Genomic DNA, 23,708 nt, shown 5'->3' on the forward strand with positions numbered 1-23,708 from the left:
GGCGCCCCCGCAATGACGCCGGCTTCCCGGCCCCAGGACCGGCCCCGGGGCACACGGCCCGAGCGGTACGGGGCACACGCTCTTCCTGTTTGGTGGTTCTTCGAGAATGCCGGTTTCCTCCTCCTGGACGGATGTCCTCGGGCGGCTGTTCACCTTCGGCCAGTCAGGAAAGGAGGTGCCGGACGCCTGGGCCTGGTTCATGGGAGCGTCGGCGGGCAGCAGCTATCCGCTGGTCGACCCCCCGGGGCTGCTGGGCGGGGCCGCCGCACTGCGCCGGTCGGCGGACGCGGTGGACGGGCAGGCGACGGCGACGTGGAACACGGCCGTGGGGCTGCCGCCGGGGCTGGCGAACACCGGCTCCGGGGCGGCGATGCGTTCGGCGCTCGCCGAGGCCGGCCGGAGCGTCCGGGGCAGCGGGGAACTGCTGCGCCAGGGCGCGGCCGAACTGGAGGCCCAAGCCGCACAGGCGGACTACGCGCAGTGGTCGATCAAGTGCGCGATGGCGATGTCGTTGTCCATGATCGCCCAGTTGCTCTGGGCGGTGGCCGCCTCCGGCGGGCTGTCCGCGCTGCTGGTCCCGGGCGTCGTCGGCGGCACCCGCCGCACCCTCCGGGAGATCGTCCTGGACCTCCTGGCGCAGCTGCGCGGCGGCTTCCTGTTCGGCGGCGTCCAGGACGCCGGGATTCAGGCCCTCGAACAGGGCCGCTACCGCAGGGTTTTCGACGTGACGTCGTTCGCGGTGTCGGCGGTGGCCGGCGCCGCGGGCGGGCTCGGCGACCTGGTGGGCCGGGCTCTGGGTGTCCGGGTGGCCGGACCACAGCTGCTGAAGGACCTGGCCGGTGGGGCGGTCAACGGGGCCGTGGGCGGCGAGTTGGGCGCGGTGGTCTCCACCGCCTGGACGGGCGGCCCCTGGGACGCACGGACCTTCGCGCTGGCGGCGGGGGCGGGCGGCGCCACCGGCGCGCTCGGCGGCGCCGCCCAGAGCGCGGCCCGGGCCCGTCAGGTGCGGGCACCCGAACCGGCCCCGATGAGTCCGGTCGTCGAACGGCTGCCTCCCGGCACCGTACGGACGACGGCCTCCGCCCACGACCTGACGCCGATCGAGCACGCGGTCACCTTCGGCCCGCTCGGCCCGGAGCACCCGGAACCGGCCGGGCCGGTGCACGAAGCCGCGACCGCCCACTCCGGCGAGGCGACCTCCTCCACCCGGGGCGAAGCGTTACCCCTGAACGACCCGACGGACCATCCGGCACCGGAGGCGGAGCGGATCGACGAGATGGTCACCGTGCTGACCACCCGGCACGGACCCGCCGGGGTGCACTGGCTCCTCGACCCGGCCACCGACCCGACCGAACGCACCGGAACCCTGGACGCGATCACGCACTTCCCCCGGGACGACCGCTTCTTCGTCCTGGCGAGCCACGTCCAACGGTCGGACGGCGCGCCGAGCTGGCGCGGCCATCCCGTGGCCGCCGCGGAACTGGCACAGGTCCTGACCAGGCTCCGACACGAAGGCACCTGGGACGCCGCCAAACCGCTGCAACTCGCCGCCTGCAACGCGGGCAGGGGCCTCACGTCCTCCTACGCCGCCGAAGTGCTCAGGGAACTGCGGCGCGCGGAACCCGGGCGCCCGCTGACCGCCTACGCCCCCCGCAGCGCCATCAGCTACCTGCCCAAGGTGGACGGGCCGTTCAGCGTGGACCGGTCCGCCCCCGGGTACACCGCGGCCGCCGTCAAGGTCGGCTGGGACAGCGCCGGAAACGCCCGGGTGGAGCCGGACCACTGGGTGGAGCTCTCGATGGCCGCCGGCGAGGACACCGTACACACCCGGCTGTTGGGGGCCCATCTGCCGTCCGACGGCAGCCTCCCGCCCAACTCGACGGCCGTGCCCGAGGGTTACCTGGTCGCCGAGACGCAGTCCCAGATCGCCACGCTCGGGCCCGAACCGGACGGAGCGCGGGAGTTCGGTGCCGAGGCGGGGCTCGACGCGCTGTACCGGGACGGTCAGTACCTCCCCAACGCGATGGAGTTCGAACAGCGGCTCGGGGCGGCGGCGTTCGCCGACGACGAGGCCGCCGTCGAGGTCGGCACCGCGGTCGACACCCTGATGCGGGTCCTGGTCCGGGCGAACCCGGCGACGGATCTGGACGACATCGCCAAGGTGTTCCTCGGCGACGACCCGACCGTGCCGGGCCAGATCGGCCTCGGCGGGGACCGCCCCGGGCGGTTGTTGCTCGACCTGATCGAGCAGGGCAACGCCCGGGAGCTGCTGACCGCCTTCCACAACGCCGCGTACGGGGACTCCCCGCTCTCCCTGGCACACCTGGTCGACGAGATCGTGCGCACCCAGGACTGGGGAAGGGCCGAACGGCTCGGCCTGGACGTCGCAGCGCTGCGCCGGCAGGCGGCCTTCACCACCGGCGGCCACCGGGACAGGCTGCGCACCGCCCTGCGCGCAGTCGCCGGCCCCGGCGCCGCTGCCTTCGAGGCGGACATCCTCAAGGGGGGCGGCATGATCGCGGCCACCCCGGACTGGGAGCGGCACACCACCGAGTACGTTCGCAGTGTGCTCGCCCGCCGTCAGGCCTCCGCCGCGCAGCGGGACGCCGCCACCGCCCCGCGCACGCCCCGTGACCTCGACGAGCTCGGTGTGCCGCTCAGCCCGCGCGAACTGGGCTTCCTGCGGTCCAAGGGCGAGGCACAGCCCTGGGCCCCGCTGCCCTGGACCCCGAGGTCGGTCAGGTTCCACCTCGATGCCGGCTCGGACTGGGTGCGCGACCGGAAGGCCGCCGGTATCCCGGTGTGCTCCGGCGTCTCGGCCGTGGCGGCCAGGACCATGTCCGCTCACCGGCTCATCGGCGGGGCCGCGCCCGAGCTCATGCTCAAGGGCCTGTTCGGGTGGCTGCTGCCCACCGGGGAGCACTCGGTGTACGAGATCCTCGCCGGGGTCCGGCTCACCGGCGTGTTCGGCTCCCCGCCGGAGCGGCACTACGGCGACGGCGCCGAGCTGTACCGCCACATCCCGGGACTGGGGATCACCGAGCTCCGCGGCTATCTGCCGAACGTCCTCCACTACCAGGAGCTCCCGCACGAGCGGACCTACCTCGACAAGATCGGCGGCAGGCCGGAGGACGGCGCGTTCGCGGAGACCGACGCCATGACGCTCAGGTTCGCGGAGCGCAGGCGAGCGGATTTCCGGCTCGTGGAGCGCGGCTTTCCCGCCCCGGAACCACACGTGGCCCGGTGGCTCGTCGAGCACGCGATGACACCCAGGGACGTGCTCCTGCGGCTCAGCGAAGCCCACTTCACGGCGTTCGCGGTCTACACCGGACCCTCCTACGCACTGATCAACGTCGCTCTGAAGTACGCGGGTCCGGCCCTCGGACTGGTCCTGAGGATCGAGGCCCGCGACCTGGTGGACGCCTACCTGTGGCGGGACAAGCCACTGCCGGCCTCGATCGAGCACGCCCCCGGGATCGCCCCTCTGCTGAGCAGGCCGGATGGGGCGTACGACGCACCCGAGAGCGCCCTGCTGCGGAAGGAGATCTACGCGAAACTGGACGAGCTGCTGCCGTCGATCCGCGCCGAGATGAGCCTGCACGCCCACATGCTGCAGGACGCCCTGCGGCAGCTGCCCCCGGCCTTCGGCAAGGTCTACCGCGGTGACCGGGCGTTCGGAGGCGACCCGCTGAGCCCGGTCGGCCGGCTGTTCTCGACCTGGGGCGGCGACCACTACGTCTTCCACCAGTTCGCGAGCTTCAGCGGCAACAAGGAGATCGCGAAGGGGTTCGCGAAGGACTACGACAGCAACCTGGTCTCCCACCCGGTGCTCTTCGAGCTGACGGCCACCGGCAACAACGGAGTGCGGATCGCGCCGTTCTCCCGGCTGCCGGACGAGGACGAGGTGCTCCTCAAGCCCGGCAGCCGGGTGCGGATCACCGCACGGGAGGTGGAGGACGCGGCGAAGGGCATGGTCCGCATCGTGGCGGAGGAGGAACAGCCCGACCTGCCGTTCCTCACCTCGGGGGACGCCGGGGTGGTGCGGGCACGACACAAAGAACTGCTCGCGGTCCTGCGGCAGTTGGGCGGAACCGGGCCGATCGAGTCGTCCCGGGATCTGCGCCCGCTCGCCGAGCGGATCGGCCTGCCGCTCGACCCGGTGGCTCCGGCCGAGGCCACCGACCGGGCGGGTCTGCGGGTCTGGCACCTGGCCGGGCTCACCGCCGAACTGCACGGCGGGAACCGCCTGGTGAACCTGGACCGCCTGATCACGGTCCGGATGGCCGCGGACATCGCCCGCTCCCACCTCCGGCTCGGCGGGTCCGAGGAGGTGACGCTCGACCACGTCGACCGCCTGGTCGGCTCGCTCTACGGACCGGACCCGGGCAACGGAGCGAGGGAAGCGCAGCGGGCCGAACTGCTCAACTCGATCGACCTGATGCGAGGAGCCGGAAAACCGCCGACCATGCCGGGACTGCACCGGACCCTGTCGGCGTCGAGCACCGCCGGCTACACCGGACCCGGCGGGATCCCGGGCGCACACCGCTTCGGCGACGGCGAGCCGCGCCACGGGGAGCACCCCCACGATCCGGGCAGGGCCAGGGACGAGGCGGCCCGGCTCTTCGACGCGCTGCTGGACGCACGCCCGGACAGCACGGCCGAGGAGATCGCCCGGTCCTTCCTCCCCGGCGGCGGCCCGGCCCCGGCGACGGAGGGGTTCCTGCGGCTGATCGCCGACGGTGACGCGGAGGAGCTGAGGGCGGCGATCTCCGCCGCCCTCGACGCGGAGGAGACCCCGCCGTCGGTGAGGGCGGCGTTCGGGCAGCCGTCGCCGCCGCCCGCGGGCCTGCCCGGGGAGCCGGCAGCTGGCGCTGGAGTCCCGGCCGGGCCTCCAGCCGTTCCCGCGACCACCGCCACGCCGCCCCGCGAGCTGATCGCGACGCTGCCGGGGATGTCCGCCGGTGAGCGGGCGTCGGCCCTCGATGCGCTCGGCGACCAGCAGCGCCGCTGGCTCGCGAAGCAACCGGAGCTCGTGGACGCGCTGTACGCCGCCCTGCCCGCAGCCGAGTTCGCGAGGACGGCGGCGCAGCTGATGGTGCACGTCGACCCGCGGACCGAACAGCCGGTCTCCGCACGCCTGGAGGCCCGGGCACAGGTCGCCCGGATGCTCCAGGACCGCGATGTCGCCGCCCGGCTGCTCAAGGCGGGCGCGGGGGTGACGGTGATCCCCCGGGACGTCCGGATGACCGAGGTGCCGGAGTTCAAGGACGTGGCGGGTATGACTCTCGAATCCGAAGCCGGGCACGGTCGTGGATGGGACGATGCTCGCGGTGCCGGAGGGACTTTGGAGGTCGCCGTCTCCGAGGAGAACCTGCTCGGCGAAGCCCCGCGTGTCGGGGCTGGGGTGTATGAGGACGGGTACTCGACCACCACCCACGAGTTCGCGCACACCGTCCACCGTCAAGGCCTCGCGGAGACAGATCAACAGCTCATAGAAGCGGCGTACCAGTACAAGATCGAGGTCGATGCTGCTGCCCGGGCAGCAGGCATGGAGAGCCCGGTCGCCTGGCCGGACGGCCCACGCCGGTACGACCATTCTGACAACGACAACTACAGCTCCCGGGACGAGTTCGAGTACTTCGCCCAGGTCACCAACGCCTACCTGGGCACCAACCACGGCCACGATCCCTACACCGGCCACCCGCGCAACAACGGCCCCGAGTGGGTGCGGCAGAACGAGCCGGACCTCTTGCCGCTCCTGGAGCGCCTGTACGGACCGGATCCGCAGGCCGTGCACTCCGCCCCCGCCAACCCCGTCCACGCGGTGAGCGCCGAGAACGCGGTGTTCGAGGGCTTCCGGCAGCTGATGGACCCGGAGGCCGAGCGCCCCGGCCCGCCGGTGGACGTGGAACTCGGCGGCATGCGGTTCGAGCTGGTCGGCCCGGCCGGGTTCGGCGACATCGACTGGGACAACGTGTCCGACGCCGACTCGGACACGGAGTCGGCCGCCTCGATGCCCCCGCCGCCTCCCATCCGCATCCCCGGGCGGGTGCCCGCCGCCGAAGGAGAGACGACGCCGCACCCGGGCACGCTCCGCGGCCTCTACGAGGACCCCGACTACCGGGCCGCCGCCGCACGCTTCGAGCGGCTCCTGAGCGGCTACCTGCACAGCCATCCCGAGGCGGTGCGCGCCGCGCGCGGGGCGGCGACCCGGCTGTTCGACGTCCTGAAGGCCGCGTACCCGCAGGCCGGAACGGAGGAGATCGTCAAGGCCTTCCTCAAGGACGATCCCCGGTCCGCGGGCCAGGTCGGTGAGGGGCTGACGGCGGAGGGGTTCTCTCAGATGCTGGAGGAGGGCGGGCTGCGGGAGGTGATGACCGCGTTCTTCAACGCCGCCTACTTCAAGGACTCGCCGTTCAACCTCAAGTCCCTGCTGAACCGGATCATCGAGGAGCAGGACTGGCCGCTGGCCGAGCGCCTCGGCCTGAACGTGGCGAGGCTGCGCGGGCACGCGGCGTTCCTGAACGGATCCGCCCGGTCGATGCTGCACGGCATCCTGCTCAAGCTCCTTCCCTTGGAGGCGCACGAGTTCGGACGGGACATCTTCTCGACCGGCAACGTGCTGGCCAACTCCCGCCACTGGCTGAGCGATTCGTCACGTCATCTCGGCAGCTTCTTCTCCCGCCGCCGGCGCCCGCTCTCCCAGGGCCACATCGGTGTCACGCTGGGCCGCAGGGACTACGAGGTCCTCGGCGCGGGGCTGAGCCCCCGCGAGGTGGAGTTCCTGGTGAAGCACCCGATGGCGATGGGTGTCACCGGTGTGCGGCAGGAACCCGTCCCGATCGAGGGGGTGCAGCGCCGGAACTCCGAAGCCTTCGTGGACGACCTGGTCGGGAGCCCCGGCGTGGTCGGCGTCCTGGTGGCCCGCGGCCCGCAGGGCGACCTCACCGGGGTGACCAAGCTCGTCGAGGCCCCGGAGGGCGCCCAGCCCCGGCTCACGGAGCCGGAACCGGGTGGCCTCGGCCCCGATCTGCCGCTCAGCTGGCTCCCGGGCCGTGCGGTGTACGAGATCAAGCCGGACTCCCTCTACTACCGGTGGGTGCACGACCGGTACGGCATGCCGGTGATCGCCGGGGAGTCCGCCACCGCCGCGAAACTGATGCTCGCCTTCGACCTGATCGCGCCGGGCGGGGTCGAACCGGAACACCTGGGCCTGGCGCTCATCGGCTGGCTCGGCGAGGACCACTCGGTGTACGAGACGCTGCGGGGCATGGACCTGTCGGGCACGATGCCGCCGATGCCCTCGGACCTGTTCCACGACGCCACGCGGATGTACCAGGGGATTCCGGGCCTTGCGGTGTCCGAGCTGCGGACCAAGGCCGAGGGCGGAATGCTGCCGCACGAGGCGGCCTACCTGGCGAAGGCCACGAAGCCGCAGGCCCTGGGGGGCTTCGGCGAGCCCGGGCCCGCGGGCCTCGCCCTGGCCCGCGAGCGCCGGGAGGCCTTCGCCGCCACCCTGACCGAGCCGGACGCCGACCCCTACGTGCAGAGCTGGCTGGAGCGTCACGGCACGACGGCCGAGGAGGTGCTGCGCGACATCACCCCGGCGCACTTCGTCGCGCTCGCGGTCTACAGCGGGCCGGCCCGCCCGCTGGTCGACGTCATGTTGCGGACCCCTGCTCCGCTGCGCTCCTCGGAGCTCCGAGCCGAGGCCGAGAAGTTGCTGGAGTGGGCCGGTACGAGACACCCCGGCCGCGACCTCCTGCCGGAGGTCCTGCGTCCGGCCGCCGTGGGCACCCCGCAGGGGGCGGCCGCGCGGCTGGACGACCTGCTTCCGGCGGTGATGGCCGAACTGTCCGTCCACGCGGCGATGGTGTCCGAAGCGCTGGAGAGGCTGCCGCGGGCCTTCGGTACCGCCTTCCGCGCCGGCCGCCTGTTCGAGGACGTCGCCACGAGCCCCCTCTCCCGGCTGTCGCCCACCTCCGGCGGCTCCCCGCACACGCCCAGGGAGTTCACCAGTGCCACCCGCAGCGCGAGCGTGGCCCGCCGTGCCATGGCCCGAACGGGCACCCCCTCGCTCACCCGTCAGGTCTTCACCACGTACGAGCTGAACGGACGCTGCGGTGTGGAGATCACGCCCTTCTCCGCGCGTCGAGCGGACGAGGAGGTGGTGCTCCTGCCCGGAGCCCGCTTCCGGATCACCTCCCGGTCGCGTGCCGGCGGCTCGGCCCACGACGCCGTGACCGCCGTCGAGGAATCGCCGGAGCGGCCGGCCCCCGTGCCGGCGGCGGAGCGGGACCGTCCCCTGCTCGACGGGGTCTACCACGCCCTGGGCACGCTGGGCGGGGTGGTTCTGCGTCGGAGCTCGGACCTGGGGGTCCTCGGGCGCCGGAGCGGGGCCGATCACACCCGCCCACCGTCCGAGCACCCGCGGGACGCGCCGAGCCCGGCCCGGGCCGAGGGGCAGCAGGTGGCCCCCCGGCAGGTCCAGGAGGCCGCGCGGGCCGACGGTGACCTGGTCCTTCCCCAACCGGACTGGTCGGCCTTCGACGAACCGGACTCCGTCAGGACGCCGTAGCCGCGAGGACCGCCGAGCAGACGCCTGTCACCGTGGGCTCGCGCAGCAGGTCGCGCAGGTGCCGGCGGAAGGCCGTTCGGTGCTCCGGCTCGACGAGGCCGGTGGCCACCTCGTTGAACATCCGCAGGAAGGCCAGGGAGTCCCCGCCGAGCGCGTGGAAGTCCGCCTCCGGAGCGCAGACCGCCTCGTCGACGCGCAGGACGCGGGCCCAGACCCGGGCGACCTCGGCCCCGAGCCCGTCCCCCGGGGCCGGGGACTGCGTCGCCGGGGCGGCGGGCTGTCCGGCGAACGGGTCCGCCAGGGCGCTCATGTCCGTCTTGCCGTTCGCGGTCAGCGGGAAGGAGTCCACGACGACCACGGCTGCCGGTACCAGGTACCTCGGCAACAGGCCCTCCGCATACGCCCGCACCTGCGCCGGTTCGGCGGTGCCGGTGACGTACGCGCACAGCCGCTGCTGACCGGGGAGCCGACCCGGCAGGCCCGTCACCACCGCCTGCCGGACGCCGGGGTGGGATTCCAGCACGGCCGCCACCTCGGCCGGTTCGATCCGGTGCCCCAGGATCGACAGCTGCTCGTCGGCGCGCCCGAGGAACTCCAGCTCGCCCCCTGGGCCGGTGCGGGCGAGGTCGCCGGTGCGGTAGGCCCGCGTGCCGTCCTCCAGGGTGACGAAGCGCTCCTGGTCGAGGTCGGGCCGGCCGAGGTAGCCGGAGGCCAACTGGGCTCCGGTGAGGTGGAGTTCACCGGTCTGCCCCGATGCCACCGGTCGGCGCTCGGAGTCCAGGAGCAGCGCCCGGGTGCCCTCGACCGGCCGGCCGATCGGTACGGCCCCGGCCTGCCCGTCCCGCTCCGGGTCGAAGGTGTGGACGACGCACCCGATGGTGGCCTCGGTCGGCCCGTACTCGTTGACGATCCGGCAGTTCGGACCGAAGAGCCGCTGGGCGCGCGCCGCCGTCGAGCCGCGCAACTGCTCCCCGCCGACGACGACGGTGCGCAGACCGGTGGGGCGGACGCCGAGCCCGGTGATCAGGTCGAGGTGCGCCGGGGTGAGCTTGAGGGCGTTCACTCCGTAACCGGTGAGCAGGTCGGTCAGGGTCTCGAAGGTCGGTTCCCCGGGGAAGAGCGCCAGGCTGCCGCCCGCGAGCAGCGGAAGGAGGAGGGCCGTACCGGCCAGGTCGAAGGCGAGCGAGGTGAACAGGGCGAACCGGGTGCCGGCGTCGACCTGGTAGCGCCGGCCCGCCCAGGCGCGGTAGGCGACCAGGGCCCGGTGCGGCACCTGGACCCCCTTGGGGGCGCCGGTCGAGCCCGAGGTGTAGATCACGTACGCGGTGTCCTCCGGCCCGACCGCCGGAAGAGCGGGCCGGGGTCCGTGTGCGGGCAGCTCCTCCAGGACGAGGACCGGGCACGCCTCCCCGGGCACCGTCGCGTGGACCGCTCCGGCCAGGCAGAGTGCGGCCCCGGCGTCGGTGAGCAGCGCGCGGATCCGCGCGGCGGGGTGCGCGGGTTCGAGGGGGAGGTAGGCCGCCCCTGCTTTGAGGACGCCCCACAGCCCCACCACGGCCGCCACCGAGCGGTCGGCCAGCAGGCCGACGACCGCGCCGCGTCCGATGCCCCGGGCGACGAGCTCCGCCGCGACGACGTCGGAACGCCGGTCCAGCTCCCGGTAGGTGACGCGCTCCTCCCCGGCGAGCAGGGCGGTCTCGTCGGCGCTCCGCTCCGCTTGACGCCGCCACAGCTCCACCAGCGTGTCGGCGCTGTCGGCCGCGGGGCCGTCCGCGTTCCCCGGACACTCGTCGGGCGCCGCCTGCCCGGGCGCCGCCGTGCCGAGCGCCCGGGCGACGGCCGTGGCGAGCGCCTCCGCACCGCGCGCCTGCGCCCGCCCGCCCGCGTAGGAGAGCAGCAGTTCGGTGTGGTCGCGGAAGCTGACGGTGGCGATGGACACCGGGGCGTACGGGACGCGCAGCGGCACCGAGTACACCGTCTCGGGCTCGAACCCGGGAGCGCGCACCGCCTCCGGCTCGACCCGGCCGAGGTGGGACACCACGACGGAGGTCAGGTAGCGGCGGCTGCGCACGGCCGCGCCGTCGAGGGCGTGCGTGGCCGCCCGCAGGACGCCCAGCGGCAGCCGGGCCGCCGCCCGCTCCTCGCCGGCGGCGAGGTGGCGTTCCTCGGCGAGCTGGCGCAGCAACTGCTCGTGCCACTCGTCCCAGGGGCGCCCCGGGCCGCCCTCCAGGAAGACCGGCAGGGTGAGGTTGGCGGTCGCCCGGAGCCCCGGGCGGTGGCGACGCAGGTCGACGGGGACCATCACGCGCACCGGGCCGTCGGCGAAGTCCGCGATGGCCGCCGCGGCGCGGGCCACCAGCGCGGAGGGGGCGTGGGCCACGGTCCGTCGGCTCCAGCGGGTCGAGGTGTCCGGCCGCAGCCGTTCGCCCAGTCCGCGAAGCGGCCCGGTGCTCTCGGGCCAGGGGGCGCGCCAGCGCAGCCGTTGCGCCGCGCGGCCGCGCGTCCGGCCCGCGCAGAGCTGGTCGAGCAGGGCGTCGTCGTCCAGCCCGGACGGCGCGCCGAGCGGCTCCTCCCCGCGCAGGGCGCGGAACACCTCGCCCACCCAGGTCAGCGCACCCCGGCCGTCCATGACGGCGTGGTGGACCCGGAAGACCACGGTGGTCCTGGCGCCCGGCATCAGCACCACCTCGGCGGTGTGCCCGTGTACCGCGCTCAGCGGCTCCCGGAACGGCGGGAGCAGGTCGTGCAGGACCCGGACCTCGGGCGCGCGGCCGCTGTCCACCCAGGTCCGGTGCCGGCGTTCGAGCCGGGAGCCGGGGCAGACGGCCGCCGCCTCGGCAACGGCGCGGCGCAGCCGCTCGGGCTCGATCGTTCCGGTGCCCTCGACGACGATCTGGATGACGAAGGGCTCCGCGAGGTCCTCGCAGGCCAGGTAGAGCCACTCGTTGCTGGAAACCCGTCGGTGTGAGAACGCCGTCTCGCGGTCGGAGGCGTCGGAGGCGTCGGAGGCGTCGGGGACATCGGAGGCGTCGGGGGCGAGGACGCCGGGGCGGCCGGAACCGCCCTCCTGGGGTGCTGTCATGGCGAAGTCCTGTCGGTGTGCGGTGAGGGAGAGGGCCGGGGCGCGGCCGGCGGGCCGGCGCCCCGGCGGCGGTGGTCAGCGGCGGCGCGTGCCCAGCCGGGACCGGACGGCGTCGAGGTAGGCGGACACCCCGCCGAGGGAGTCGGCCCATGCGCGCAGCTCGTGCAGGCCCGAGCCCTGGTCGACCGCCGGGCGGTAGCCGAGATCGCGTTCGGCGGCCGTGATGTCGTACGTGGTGGACTGGGTGAACAGCGTCAACGCGTAGCGGCTGAGCGGTGGTTCGCGCCGGGCGGCGAGTGGCGGAAGCTTCCAGACCAGTTCGACGACCTCGGCGAGGGCGGCGGCCAGCCGCGGATCGACCATCCGGGTCGGGGGCCGCACGCCGAAGAGCATGGCGAGGCCGTCGAGGAACTCGCCGACGTCGGTCTGCTCGCGGTCGGTGACGAAGTAGGCCCGGCCGCCGACCCGTTCGGCCGGTGCCTCGGCGGCGAGCAGACAGGCCCGCACCGCGTTGGCGCAGTGGCACATCGAGGCGAGCGGCCGGTGGTCGCCGAACAGGTCGGGCAGCTTGCCCTCGGCCATCTTCACCAGCAGGCGCGGCAGGAAGCCGGAGTAGTCGCGGGGGCCCCAGATGCCCCGCGGGCGCAGCGACACCGTGGTGAAACCGGGGGCGTTGGAGGCCAGGACGTGCCGCTCCGCCTCCGCCTTGGTCGCGGAGTACAGGTTGTAGTAGCGGGTGGGGTACGGCGTGCTCTCGTCGATGCCGAGGCGGTCGCCCTCACCGCGCTGCATCAGGGCGCTGGGGCTGCTGACGAAGACGAAGCGCGGGACCCCGGCGGCGCGGGCCGCGGAGATCAGGTTCGCGGTGCCGACGACGTTGGCGTCCCGGAACTGCGCTCTGGTCCCGTACTCGACGACCCGGGCGGCGCTGTGGTGCACGGCGTCCACTCCGGCGACGGCCCGCCGCAGCGATGAGGGGTCGAGCAGGTCGCCGTGGACGAAGTCGATGCCGGGCTGCTCCAGCAGGTGGAGCACGTCGTTGCCCCTGCGGACCAGGACCCGTACCTCGTGGCCGTCGCGCAGCGCCTGCTGGGCGAGGTGTCCGCCGAGGAATCCGGACGCGCCGGTGACCAGGACCTTCATCGCCGGCCTCCGTCCCGGTGGGTGGCCGTGGCCGGGGCCGGCGGCTCGGGCAGGGATCGCCACCAGGTCGCCCCGAGGAGCATGGTGAGCCCGGCGGCGGCCGCCCGGCCACGACCCGCGGCGCGGGCGCGGCGCAGGGCCGCGGGGAGCTGGGCGGCGTGCACCACCACGCTGAGGAGGGCGTCGATCCACCACAGGGCCACCAGCACCGGCTGGTCGACGGGGTGGACCGCGCCGGCCAGCAGGTAGGCCCAGCCCGCGAGGGGGACCGCTCGCAGGGAACGCCGGGCCCGGGGCCGGTCGTCGGAGAGCCGCCGGGCGGCCCAGTCCGCGAGCTGTTCGCGGCCGATCTTGGCGTTGTGCCGGATGTCGACCGGGAAGCCGGGGTGCCGCAGGAAGAGCGACAGCCGGCTCGTCGTCTCCGAAGCGGCGGCCAGTTCCCGTAACTCCTCTTCCAGCCGGCGCCACCGGGCGTCGTCCACGCCGGGTTCGGTCTCCACGCACACCACCGGGCGCTGCGCGCCGGGCTCGCCGACGCCCACCAGGGCGGCGCGGCGCACCAGGGGGTGGGTGTTGAAGACGCCCTCGCAGCAGACCGTGTGCAGATCGCCGTTCGCGGTGCGCACCCGCTGGGTGCGGCGGCCGCAGAACCAGAGCCGCCCCCGGTCGTCGACGTAGCCCAAGTCGCCGGTGCGGTGCCAGAGTTCGGCCGAGCGGCCGCCGTGTTCCAGTCGGACCTTGTGCAGGGCGTCGGCGGTGGGGGAGGCGTGGTAGCGCCGGCTGACGGAGTCTCCGGCGACGGCGATCTCGCCGATCTCGCCGGGCGCCACGGCCAGGTCCGTCGAGCGGCCGGACAGCGGCCCGTCCGCCACCGGCAGGATCCGCACCGCGGTGCCGTCCACCGGCCTGCCCACGCAGGTGCCCGCGCCGAGGGCGCTGCGGGCCGCGGTGTCCGCCAGGATCTCGGCGGACTCGATCGAGGTGATCGGCAGGGCCTCGGTGGCGCCGTAGGCCACGTGGAAGGCGGTGTCCCCGCCCAGGACCCGGCGCAGGGCCGCGACCAGTTCGGGCCCGACGGGCGCGCCCCCGGCCACCACCGAGCGCAGGGCCGGCAGCGGGGTTTCCTGCCGGGCGAGGTGGTCGGCGAGGACCCTCAGCAGGGCCGGTGAGGCGGCCAGGGTGGTGACCTCGAACCGGGTGAGGGCCTCGACGAGCGGGCGCGGGTCCGCCTCGGCGACCTTGGCGGGGTTCAGCGGCGCCAGGACGAGCGTGGAGCCGAGCAGCAGGTCGACGATGCCGAAGGTCGGGACCGTCACCAGGGACACCTCGTGTCCGTCCCGGCCCTGGACGGCGTGGATCTGGCGGGCCATGGTGGCGACCATCCGGTGGGTGTACTCCACGCCCTTGGCCGGCCCGGTGCTGCCGGTGGTGAAGCCGACCATCAGCAGGTCGTCACCGCCCGGCCCCACCCCGGCGACCGGCCGCCGGGGTCGGGACCGCAGGCCGTCGAGGGTCTGCCCGCCCCAGAACCAGCGCCGTCCGAGGGTGACGGTGGTCCGGACGCTGCCGAAGGTCCGGCGGCCGGCGGTGCGGACGGCGTGCGCGGCGGGCGGTCCGATGAAGGCCTCGGCGCCCACCGAGCGGTAGCAGTGCAGCATCCGGCGCAGGCCCATGCCCGGGTCCACCACCACGGGGACGGCGCCGATCCGGAACAGTGCGAAGGCCAGGGCGAACAGCTCGGGCCCGAAGGGCGTCATCAGGATCGTCCTGGTGCCCTCGGTGATGCCTTCCTCGCGCAGGCCCTGGGCCAGGTGCTTGACGTCGTCCCAGAGCCGGCCGTACGTCAGGTCGTGGAACGCTCCGGACCGGTCGGCGTGGCGGATCGCCACCCGGTCGGGGAAGTCGTGGGCGTGGCGTTCGAGGTGGTCGGCGAGGCCCAGTGAGGTGTCCGGCTCCGATCTCGTCGGCGCCGTCACGAGGTCACCGCCACCGGCCGGTAGCTCACGCAGCCGGCGCTCAGCCCGGCGCCCGCGCAGACGAACAGCAGGTGGTCGTGGCCGGCCGGCGGCTCCTGCTCGACGGCCCGCAGGTAGTCGAGGACCAGCGCGGCGGTGTGCGGGGCACGGTCGTCCACGGATTCGACGGCCGGGGCCTGCGGGGGCATGCCGAGCCGGGCGGCCACGGCGGCGGCGAACCCGGGCGCGGGCCGGTTGCAGACCAGCCGGGTGCGGGCCGGGTCGAGGCCCTCGGCCCGGAGGTAGTCGGCGGCGGTCTCCGCGGCGAGCTCCACCAGGCGCTGCGCCCAGTCGGCGTCGCGTTCCACGGTGATCCGGCGGCGGCCCTCGGTGCCCATGGTCGCCGTGTCCAGGTAGCCCGCGCCGCCCACCGGGCCGCGGGCGGTGGCGAAGCGGACCGGCCCGAAGCCCGCGTCGGGCTCGCTGGAACGTTCCAGCAGCAGCGCGGCACCGAGGTCGGCGTACGGGTAGGCGGGGTCGTCCGCGGCGCGCCCGCCGGGGTGCGTGTCGGCTGCGGTCACCAGGACCCGGTCGGTGCTGCCGGTGCTCAGCAGCGCCCCGGCGGCCTGGACGGCGTTGAGCAGGCCGCAGGCGCCGTTCATCAGGTCGAAGGAGAAGGCGGGTGCGGCGTCGGGTGCCAGGAGGTGGTCCAGGTTGATGCCGGCCTCCTTCTGCACCAGGGCGGCCATCGCGGGCTCGGTCGTGTTCTGCTCCCGGTACACGCCGACGTTGATCAGCGTGCCGATCGCGTCGGGGGAGAGGCCGGCCCGGGTCAGGCAGTCGCGGGCGGCCGCGCCGGCCAGGCGGACGGAGGCGGTGGTCTCCCCGGGCAGCGGGGTGGCGGAGGCGGCGGCGGTGATGACGGTGCTCATGGTTGGTCAGACCCCCAGGTGCGAGATGGTGGCGGACAGGGCTCCGGTCACCACGCCGGAGGCGGCGGGGACCAGCAGGAACTTGGCGCCCTGACGGGCCGTCCCGGCGCGCAGGTGGCGGGCCAGTGCCAGGAAGTGGGACGTGGTGGCGGTGTTGCCGCACTCCTCCACCACGGAGAGCGAGTGCGGCATGGTGGTGCCGAAGGCGCTCTCGCCGATCTGGTTGTAGACCTCGATGAACCGCTTGCCGACCTGGTGCTGGACGATGTAGTCGAAGCCCTCGTCGGCGAAGGTCCGGCCGTTCTTCTCCAGCAGCTCCCCGTGGAACACCGGCCACAGGCTGAGCCGGTCCTTCTTGTGCATCTGCTTGTTGTCCGTGTACAGCGCCATGCCCTGGGTGCGGTCGCTCGGCATGCCGAGGCACAGGTGGGAGTACTCGGAGCAGGTCATCAGCTCGACGTAGTGGATCCGGTCGGCCTCGTCCACGGACTCGTCCATGACGACGGCGACCGCCGAGTCGCCCACCGAGAGCGAGGCGAACTGCAGGTCGTAGGAGTCGGTGATCTCCGCCGCCGCGGTCTGCGAGATCGGGGTGATCCGCTCGCCGCTCACCACCAGGCCGTTGCGCACCAGCCCGGCGCGGATCATCCGGTCCAGGAGGAGGACTCCGGTCATCATCCCGGCGCAGGCGTTGGACACGTCGAAGTGGATCGCCGAGTGCGCGCCGAGTTCCTCGGCGAGCATCCGGCTGAAGGACGGTTCGAAGTAGAGGCGGTCCCCCCGGTAGCGGCTGATGGAGGTGGAGATCACGACGTCCAGGTCGGCCGGCCGGTGGCGGGAGTTGCCGAGGGCGTCCCGGGCCGCCTTCAGGGCCAGGCCGTAGGAGTCCTCCCCGGCCTCGGGGCGGGGGTCGTACACCCGGCGCTCGGTCACCCCGGTGATCCGTTCGAGGTCGAGTCCGGGCACGCCCGTCACCTGGGCGACCAGCTCCGGGGTGGGCAGCACGGTCGGGGGCAGGTACATCCCGAGTGCCTCGAAACGGCTGCTGCGTTCTGTCGTCATTGGGTTCACTTCCGGTCTTCAAGGATTCATGCCATGCCCATGACAGTGACCCGTCGGCCCTGGGGCGTGCGGGTTCCGCTGAGGAGTGGCGGTCGAGCCGACGAGCGTGACGGACGGGGCGCCCTTGCCTGATATCACCGAGAGTGATCGTCCGAGCCATCATCGTTGGCGACTGCAACGACCGTAGCGCAGCGATGCTTCAAGTGATGAATCGTCAGGACGTGGCGATAGTCACGCAGCCTAACTAAGTCGATCAAGCCCCGGAGGGCGAGCGGACTCGCGCAGGTGTGCTACGTTCCGGTGCCGATCGAGCACGGCAAGTGGCCTTCCGGGCCGCATGTGTGACGCCGCGTCGGTTCGGACTCCGCCGTGCGCGAAAACGGCGGCGTCCCCACACCGATCGGTGTGGGGACGCCGCCTGCGGTCCTGCTCGTCGTGCCGGGGCTCACCCGGTCCGCCGGAGCAGGTGCTCCTCGTCGCAGATGTCGCCGAGGTAGCCCTGCTGGTCGTCCCGGCTGTCGCCGGAGACCGCGTAGCGGGGCGAGTCGCTGCACCACACGTAGGTGGCGGAGATGCTCGCCCGCATGTCGTCGATGCACCCGTACACCGCCGGCCGGTCGGCCAGCGGTACCCCGAGCGAGTCCAGGGTGAACGGGATCGCGGCCTCGGCGCCGAGGAAGACCCTCATGTGGTCGTGCACCATCGTGATGGCCTCCTCCAGCGCCTCCTCGCGGGAGAGGCCGCGATGGTGCTCCAGCACGAACACGATGTTGTGGCCGTCCCCCTGCCGCTCCTCCCGCTCGTGGGAGAGCACGTCCTGCATGTAGTTGATCGCCCACACGGTTGCGAGGACCAGCTGCTGGAACGTGCCGCTCTCCCACACCGCGCGGCTCAGTTCGCAGCGGCGCAACCGCTCGTTGAGGTCCAGCAGGGCGTACATGTACCCGGACACGTCACGCAGCCGCCGGTACTCCTCCTCGTCCGGGACGGCGCCTGCGGCCCGGTTGAGCGTCTCGGTCTCGAAGGCGCGGAAGATGTTCGCCCAGTTGCCCGCGGCCCGGGCCCGGTAGTAGTCCGACATGCCCTCGCACTGCCGCTCCCACAGGTCGGCGAACGAGGCGGCGGCCGGGGAGCGGTGGGCGGGGCGTCCGTCGAGGACGGCGAGGAGGGAGTCCACGGCGGCGCTGGTCCGGGCCGGGTCGAGTCCGCGGTCCCGGTCGAACTGGCCGTCGAGGATCACCATCCAGCCGAGCGCGTCGAAGCCCAGGTCCAGCTCCGGACCGACCGCGCTGGGCCACCACCGGGCCACGCACTCGGGGTAGCGCCAGGTCAGGTACCGCTTCAGCGCGCCGCGCTCCGGCAGCAGGCCGAACCGGTCCAGCCAGGCCAGGTGCCGCGAGGTCGCCCGCGTGATGCCGGGGTTGAAGCGCTCCGCGAACGGGACGTCGATCGGATACCTACGGGCCATCGGGCTGCTCCTGACGAATCGTGGTCTCTGCGGGTGAGGGCTGTGGCCCGGACGTCCGGTCGCCCCGGTACGGGGGCCGGTGCTCCACCACCATCGGCAGGGCGTCGGGCTTCGGTATCGCGGCCGGCACCTCCCGGACCGCCGATCCGGGCAGCGGGCGCAGCCGCCAGGTGGAGACCAGGGTGGCCAGGAAGATGAGCGCCTCCGTCCAGGCGAAGGAGTCGCCGATGCACTTGTGGCTGCCGGCGCTGAAGGGGAGGTAGGCGCTGCGCGGCAGCGACCCGGCGCGCTCCGGGGACCAGCGGTCCGGGTCGAAGCGGGTCGGATCCGGGTACAGCCCCGGGTCCCGGTGCAACCCGTACAGGCTGTATGCGAGTTCGGTGCCCGCGGGGACGACGGTGTCCCGCAGCCGCACCGGGGCGGTGGTCCGCCGCATCAGCAGCAACAGCGAGTGCAGACGCACGACTTCCCGCAGCACCTGGTCGGTGTACGTGAGCTTCGGTACCTCGGCGAGGCCGATCGGGCCGTCGCCCGCCACCGCGTCGACCTCGGCCCGCACCCGCCGCTCGACCTCGGGGTGGCGGGCGAGTTCGTGGAAGGCCCAGGCCAGGGTGGTCGCCGTGGTCTCCGTCCCGGTGAAGAGGATCGTGACGGCCTCGTCGTGGACCTGCGCGTCGGCCATCGGCTCACCGGTCTCGGCGTCGCGCGCCGAGAGCAGCATCGACAGCAGGTCCCCGTAGGTGTCCCCGCTCTCGCGGCGCTCCCTGATGATGCCGTCGATCAGGTGGTGGAGCCGGGCGGCCGCCGCGTCGAACCGGCGGTTCACCGGAATCGGCAGCGACTCCAGCGTCCTCGGCACCACGGCGCGGTAGAAGAGGCTGTTGCTGACCACGGGCACCGCGTCGACGAGTTCGGCCACGGCCGCGCCGCTGAGGCTGGAGGAGAACATCACGTCGGCGACGGTGGTGGTGACCAGCCGGTACATCTCCCGGTCCACCGCGAGGACCTGCCCGGGCTGCCACGAGGCGGCGAGCCGGCGGACGTTCTCGCCCATGATCCGGGCGTACCGTTCGATCCGGCTGTGGTGGAAGGCGGGTTGCATCAGCCGCCGTTGGCGCCGGTGCAGCTCCCCCTCCGAGGTCGCGAGCCCGTTGCCGAGGATCGGCCCGAGCCGCTTGAAGATCCGCCCCCGCTCCACGCTGTGGCTCTGGGCGACCACGAGGTGGTGGATCAGCTCGTGGTCGGTGAGGAAGTACACCGGCCAGCTGCCCACGTCGAGGCGCACCACGGGGCCCAGTGACGGGAGCGAGCCGATGAAGTCCCGGGGCCGGCGCCACAGTTGCCAGCCGTGGCCGACCAGCGGAAGGCGTCCGGGTGCGACCGGGACGTCGAGGGCGGGAGTCGTCATCGGTACTTCCCTGGGGAACGGGGTGCGAGGGTGCGGCATCATCGTCGCTGGTCAGTGGCGGCGTCCGGGATACGGAGATCCGTAGTGACCACGGTCCGCGCGCGGGACAGACTCCTGCCGACCGTCGGCTCCGTCCGTCCCCCCCCGGGCAGGGCCGAACCCCGCCGCGCTCGACCGGGGGTCCCCAGCCGAAGCCCAGGCGTCAGAGAACGGCTCTGCCCCATGCTCATGCGAACCCGACCGACCCCAGCGCCCGCCGCTCCCGGCCGCGAACCGGCGGTGAGCGGGAGATGAGCCTGCTCCTGGTGGGACTCAGTCACCACACCGCGCCCGTGCACGTCCTCGAACGCGCCGCCCTGACCAGCGGGGCGAAGCCTGTGCTGCTCCGGGAGGTGATCACCGACGGCGCAGCCGCGGAGGCCGTCGTCCTGGGCACCTGCAACCGGATCGAGCTGTACACGGACGTGGAGAAGTTCCACGACGGCGTCGCGGCGCTGTCGGGCCTGCTCGCCCGGCACAGTGGCATGGAGGTCGGCGAGCTCACCCCGTACCTCTACGTGCACTACGAGGACCGGGCCGTCGACCATCTGTTCTCGGTCGCCTGCGGCCTGGACTCCCTGGTGGTCGGCGAGGGCCAGATCCTCGGCCAGCTCAAGGACGCCCTCGGCCTCGGCCAGGAACTCGGCACCGCCGGACGTGCCCTCAACGAGCTGTTCCAACGTGCGCTCCGGGTCGGCAAGCGGGCCCACAGTGAGACCGGCATCGACCGGGCCGGCCGCTCCCTGGTCTCCTACGGGCTCGACCGGCTCGCCGAGCGGGTCGGTGCACCGGAGGGCAGGCGGGCCCTGGTGATCGGCGCCGGCTCGATGGCCGCGCTCGCCACCGCGGCCCTGGCCCGGCTCGGCGTCCGCGACCTGGTCGTCGCCAACCGGAGCCGGCAGTCCGGGGAGCGGCTGGCCGCCTCCGCCGGTGGCCGGAGCGTGGACCTCGCCGAGGTGCCGGGCGAACTCGCCACGGCCGACCTCGTCGTCTCCTGCACCGGTGCGACCGGTCTCGTCCTGGACGAGCCGACCGTCGCGGCGGCCCTCGCCGCGCGTGGCGACGGCGCGGTCCTCGGCCTGCTCGACCTGGCGATGCCGCGCGACATCGACGCCGCGGTGGCCGACCTGGACGGCGTCCACCTCGTGGGCATCGAAAGCATGAGCGCGGGCGGTGCCGACGCCCCGGCGGCGGCCGAGGTGAACGCGGTGCGGCGGATCGTGGCAGCCGAGACCGAGGCCTTCCGTGCGGACCGGCAGGCCGCCGGGGTCGCGCCGACGGTGGTGGCCCTGCGGACCCTGGGAGCCGAGGTCATCGGATCCGAACTCGCCCGGCTCGACAGCAGAATCCCGGACATGACGGATCGTCAGCGCACGGAGATCGCCATCGCCGTGCACCGCGTCGTCGACAAGCTGCTGCACCCGCCCACGGCCCGGGTCAAGCAACTCGCCGCCGGGCCCGGCGGTATGGAGTACGCCGATGCGCTCCGGATCCTGTTCGACCTCGACCCGCAGACGGTTGCCGCCGTCGGTCGGGCCCGCACCGATGAATCGAAGTGAGCCGATGGCCGGCACCCGTACCACCACCCGATCGCCCGAGAGCCCGGACGGCGTGCTGCGCCTCGGGACCAGGCGCAGCCGACTGGCACTCGCCCAGTCCGGACAGGTCGCCGAACGGATACGGCAGTTGACCGGCAGGCCGGTCGAACTCGTGGAGATCACCACGGTCGGCGACCTCTCCCGCGAGGCCCTGACCCAGATCGGCGGGACGGGAGTCTTCGTCTCGGCGCTTCGTGATGCGCTGCTCGCCGGACGGATCGACCTCGCCGTCCACTCCCTGAAGGATCTGCCCACCGCCTCCCCGTCCGACCTCGTGCTGGCCGCCGTGCCGGAGCGCGAGGACCCGAGGGACGTCTTGGTCGCCCGCGGCGGCCTGACCTTCGAACGGCTGCCGGACGGTGCCCGGGTCGGCACCGGATCCCCTCGGCGGATGTGTCAACTCGCCGCCTGGGCCAGGGAACTCGGGCACCGGGTCGAGCTCGTGCCGATCCGCGGCAACATCGACACCCGGCTCGGCTACGTCTCCGGCGGAGAGCTCGACGCGGTGGTCCTGGCCGCAGCCGGCCTCACCCGCCTCGGGCGGTCGGACGCCGTCACCGAAGTGCTGCCGACCGACCGGTTGCTCCCGGCCCCGGGCCAGGGTGCCCTGGCCGTCGAATGCTCGGCTGGGAACGAGGAGTTGGCGGCGCAGCTCGCTCGACTCGACGATCCCGCCACCCGGCTCGCGGTGGCCGCCGAACGGGCCCTGCTCGCCGCGCTGGAGGCCGGCTGTTCGGCGCCCGTGGGTGCCATCGCGACCGGAAATCTCGGCCAACCCGGCCACTCCACGGGGCTCTTCAGGATCGAGGCGGCCGTCGGCGCGCCCGACGGCTCCCGCCTGTGCCGGAGGTCCCTCACCGAGGCACCGCCCGCAACTCCCGCCGAGGCGGCGGCGATCGGCCGCCGGCTCGCCGAGCGCATGCTCGTCGAAGGCGTGGCGCAGTGCCTGGAAGGAGTCGCGGCCCGGTGAACCCCGACACTCCCGGGCGCCGCGGCGCCGCGTACGACTCCGCGTTCCTGCGGGCCTGCCGGCACGAGCCCGTGCCGCACACCCCGGTGTGGTTCATGCGGCAGGCCGGCCGCTCGCTGCCCGAGTACCTCAAGGTCCGCGAGGGCATCCCCATGCTGGAGTCCTGCATGCGGCCCGAGCTGGTCAAGGAGATCACCCTCCAGCCGGTGCGCCGGCACAAGGTGGACGCGGCGATCTTCTTCAGCGACATCGTGGTGCCGCTCAAGGCCGTCGGCATCGACGTCGACATCAAGGCCGGCATCGGCCCGGTCATCGCCGACCCGATCCGCACCGTCGAGGACCTGAAGCGGCTGCGCCCGCTGGAGCCCGACGACATCCCCTACATCACCGAGGCCGTCGGCCTGCTGGTCGACGAGCTCGGCGGGACCCCGCTGATCGGCTTCGCCGGGGCGCCGTACACGCTGGCCAGCTACCTGGTCGAGGGCGGGCCGTCCAAGAACCACGAGAACACCAAGGCCATGATGTACGGGCAGCCCGAGCTGTGGGCCGCCCTGGTGGACCGGCTCGCGGACATCACCTCGGCCTTCCTCAGGGTGCAGATCGAGGCCGGCGCCTCGGCGGTCCAGCTGTTCGACTCCTGGGTCGGCGCGCTCGCGCCGGACGACTACCGCCGCTCGGTGATGCCGGCCAGCACCAAGGTCTTCGACGCCGTCGCCGGGTACGGCGTGCCGCGGATCCACTTCGGCGTCGGCACCGGCGAGCTGCTCGGCCTGATGGGCCAGGCAGGCGCGGACGTCGTCGGGGTCGACTGGCGGGTGCCGCTGAACGTCGCCGCCGAGCGGGTCGGCCCGGGCAAGGGGCTGCAGGGCAACCTCGACCCGGCGGTGCTGTTCGCGCCCACCAGGGTCGTGGAGACCAAGGCCCGCGAGGTGCTGCACGCGGCCCAGGCACTCGGCACCAGCGGCCACATCTTCAACCTCGGCCACGGCGTGCTGCCGTCCATGGACCCGGACGCGCTCAGCCGCCTCGTCGCCTTCGTCCACGAGGCCGGCGCCCGCTGACCCCGGACCGTTTCGAGAAAGGCCCACCGTTGACCGACGATTCCGCGAAGTCCCCGCACGCGGGCAAGAAGGCGCGCGACCTGAACCAGGTCATCCGCTACACCATGTGGTCGGTGTTCAAGCTCAAGGGCGCCCTGCCCGAGGACCGCACCGCCCTGGCCGCCGAGGTGGACGAGCTGTTCGCCCAGCCGGCCGCCAAGGACGTGACCGTGCGCGGCACGTACGACGTCTCCGGTCTGCGCGCCGACGCCGACATCCTGGTCTGGTGGCACGCGGCCGACTCCGACGACCTCCAGGAGGCGTACAACCGCTTCCGCCGCACCGGCCTCGGCCGGCTGCTGGAGCCGGTCTGGTCGAACATGGCGCTGCACCGCCCGGCCGAGTTCAACAAGTCGCACATCCCGGCCTTCCT

The 23,708-nt window shown here is 73.5% G+C and carries 12 protein-coding genes; 5 read left to right on the top strand and 7 right to left on the bottom strand.

What is annotated here, in order from left to right; translation table 11 throughout:
• Window positions 1–106 precede the first annotated feature (106 nt).
• On the top strand, window positions 107–8,578 hold the full coding sequence (locus AB0O11_RS26840; RefSeq protein WP_363391911.1) for a hypothetical protein: 8,472 nt from the start codon (window positions 107–109) through the stop codon (window positions 8,576–8,578).
• On the opposite strand, the gene AB0O11_RS26845 is transcribed toward AB0O11_RS26840, so the two are convergent.
• The 7 genes from AB0O11_RS26845 to AB0O11_RS26875 form a co-directional block, all read right to left on the bottom strand.
• Window positions 8,565–11,660 carry a non-ribosomal peptide synthetase gene (locus AB0O11_RS26845; RefSeq protein ID WP_363391913.1) on the bottom strand — a complete coding sequence of 1,032 codons (3,096 nt, stop codon included), beginning with the start codon at window positions 11,658–11,660 and terminating at the stop codon, window positions 8,565–8,567. The two genes, AB0O11_RS26840 and AB0O11_RS26845, sit on opposite strands and share 14 nt — an antisense overlap.
• Window positions 11,661–11,735: 75 nt before the next feature.
• Window positions 11,736–12,803, bottom strand: a complete 1,068-nt coding sequence (locus AB0O11_RS26850) for an NAD-dependent epimerase/dehydratase family protein (protein ID WP_363391915.1) — start codon at window positions 12,801–12,803, stop codon at window positions 11,736–11,738.
• Entirely contained in the window at window positions 12,800–14,779 is a 1,980-nt protein-coding gene (locus tag AB0O11_RS26855; protein ID WP_363391917.1) for a fatty acid CoA ligase family protein, read from the bottom strand. The genes AB0O11_RS26850 and AB0O11_RS26855 overlap by 4 nt, the downstream gene beginning before the upstream one ends.
• Window positions 14,776–15,690 carry a hypothetical protein gene (locus tag AB0O11_RS26860; RefSeq protein ID WP_363391919.1) on the bottom strand — a complete coding sequence of 305 codons (915 nt, stop codon included), beginning with the start codon at window positions 15,688–15,690 and terminating at the stop codon, window positions 14,776–14,778. The genes AB0O11_RS26855 and AB0O11_RS26860 overlap by 4 nt, the downstream gene beginning before the upstream one ends.
• A gap of 6 nt (window positions 15,691–15,696) precedes the next feature.
• Window positions 15,697–16,752, bottom strand: coding sequence for a 3-oxoacyl-[acyl-carrier-protein] synthase III C-terminal domain-containing protein (locus AB0O11_RS26865; RefSeq protein ID WP_363391921.1), 1,056 nt, complete (start codon window positions 16,750–16,752; stop codon window positions 15,697–15,699).
• Window positions 16,753–17,197: 445 nt separating this feature from the next.
• Window positions 17,198–18,220 carry a hypothetical protein gene (locus AB0O11_RS26870; RefSeq protein WP_363391923.1) on the bottom strand — a complete coding sequence of 341 codons (1,023 nt, stop codon included), beginning with the start codon at window positions 18,218–18,220 and terminating at the stop codon, window positions 17,198–17,200.
• Window positions 18,210–19,628: a cytochrome P450 gene (locus tag AB0O11_RS26875; protein WP_363391925.1), complete on the bottom strand. Its 1,419-nt coding sequence runs from the start codon at window positions 19,626–19,628 to the stop codon at window positions 18,210–18,212. The genes AB0O11_RS26870 and AB0O11_RS26875 overlap by 11 nt, the downstream gene beginning before the upstream one ends.
• A 290-nt stretch (window positions 19,629–19,918) precedes the next feature.
• Between AB0O11_RS26875 and AB0O11_RS26880 the strand changes: the two genes are divergently transcribed.
• From AB0O11_RS26880 to AB0O11_RS26895, 4 genes are all read left to right on the top strand, one after another.
• On the top strand, window positions 19,919–21,226 hold the full coding sequence (locus AB0O11_RS26880; RefSeq protein ID WP_363391926.1) for a glutamyl-tRNA reductase: 1,308 nt from the start codon (window positions 19,919–19,921) through the stop codon (window positions 21,224–21,226).
• A gap of 4 nt (window positions 21,227–21,230) precedes the next feature.
• A complete protein-coding gene (gene hemC, locus AB0O11_RS26885; RefSeq protein ID WP_363391927.1) occupies window positions 21,231–22,235 on the top strand; it encodes a hydroxymethylbilane synthase in 1,005 nt (334 codons plus the stop codon).
• Window positions 22,232–23,296, top strand: a complete 1,065-nt coding sequence (gene hemE, locus AB0O11_RS26890; protein ID WP_363391928.1) for a uroporphyrinogen decarboxylase — start codon at window positions 22,232–22,234, stop codon at window positions 23,294–23,296. Before hemC ends, hemE begins: the two co-directional genes overlap by 4 nt.
• Before the next feature lie 29 nt (window positions 23,297–23,325).
• A partial coding sequence (locus AB0O11_RS26895) for a chlorite dismutase family protein (RefSeq protein ID WP_363391929.1) occupies window positions 23,326–23,708 on the top strand: 383 nt, incomplete at its 3' end.

This window comes from Kitasatospora sp. NPDC093102 (assembly GCF_040683915.1).
Lineage (GTDB): Bacteria > Actinomycetota > Actinomycetes > Streptomycetales > Streptomycetaceae > Kitasatospora.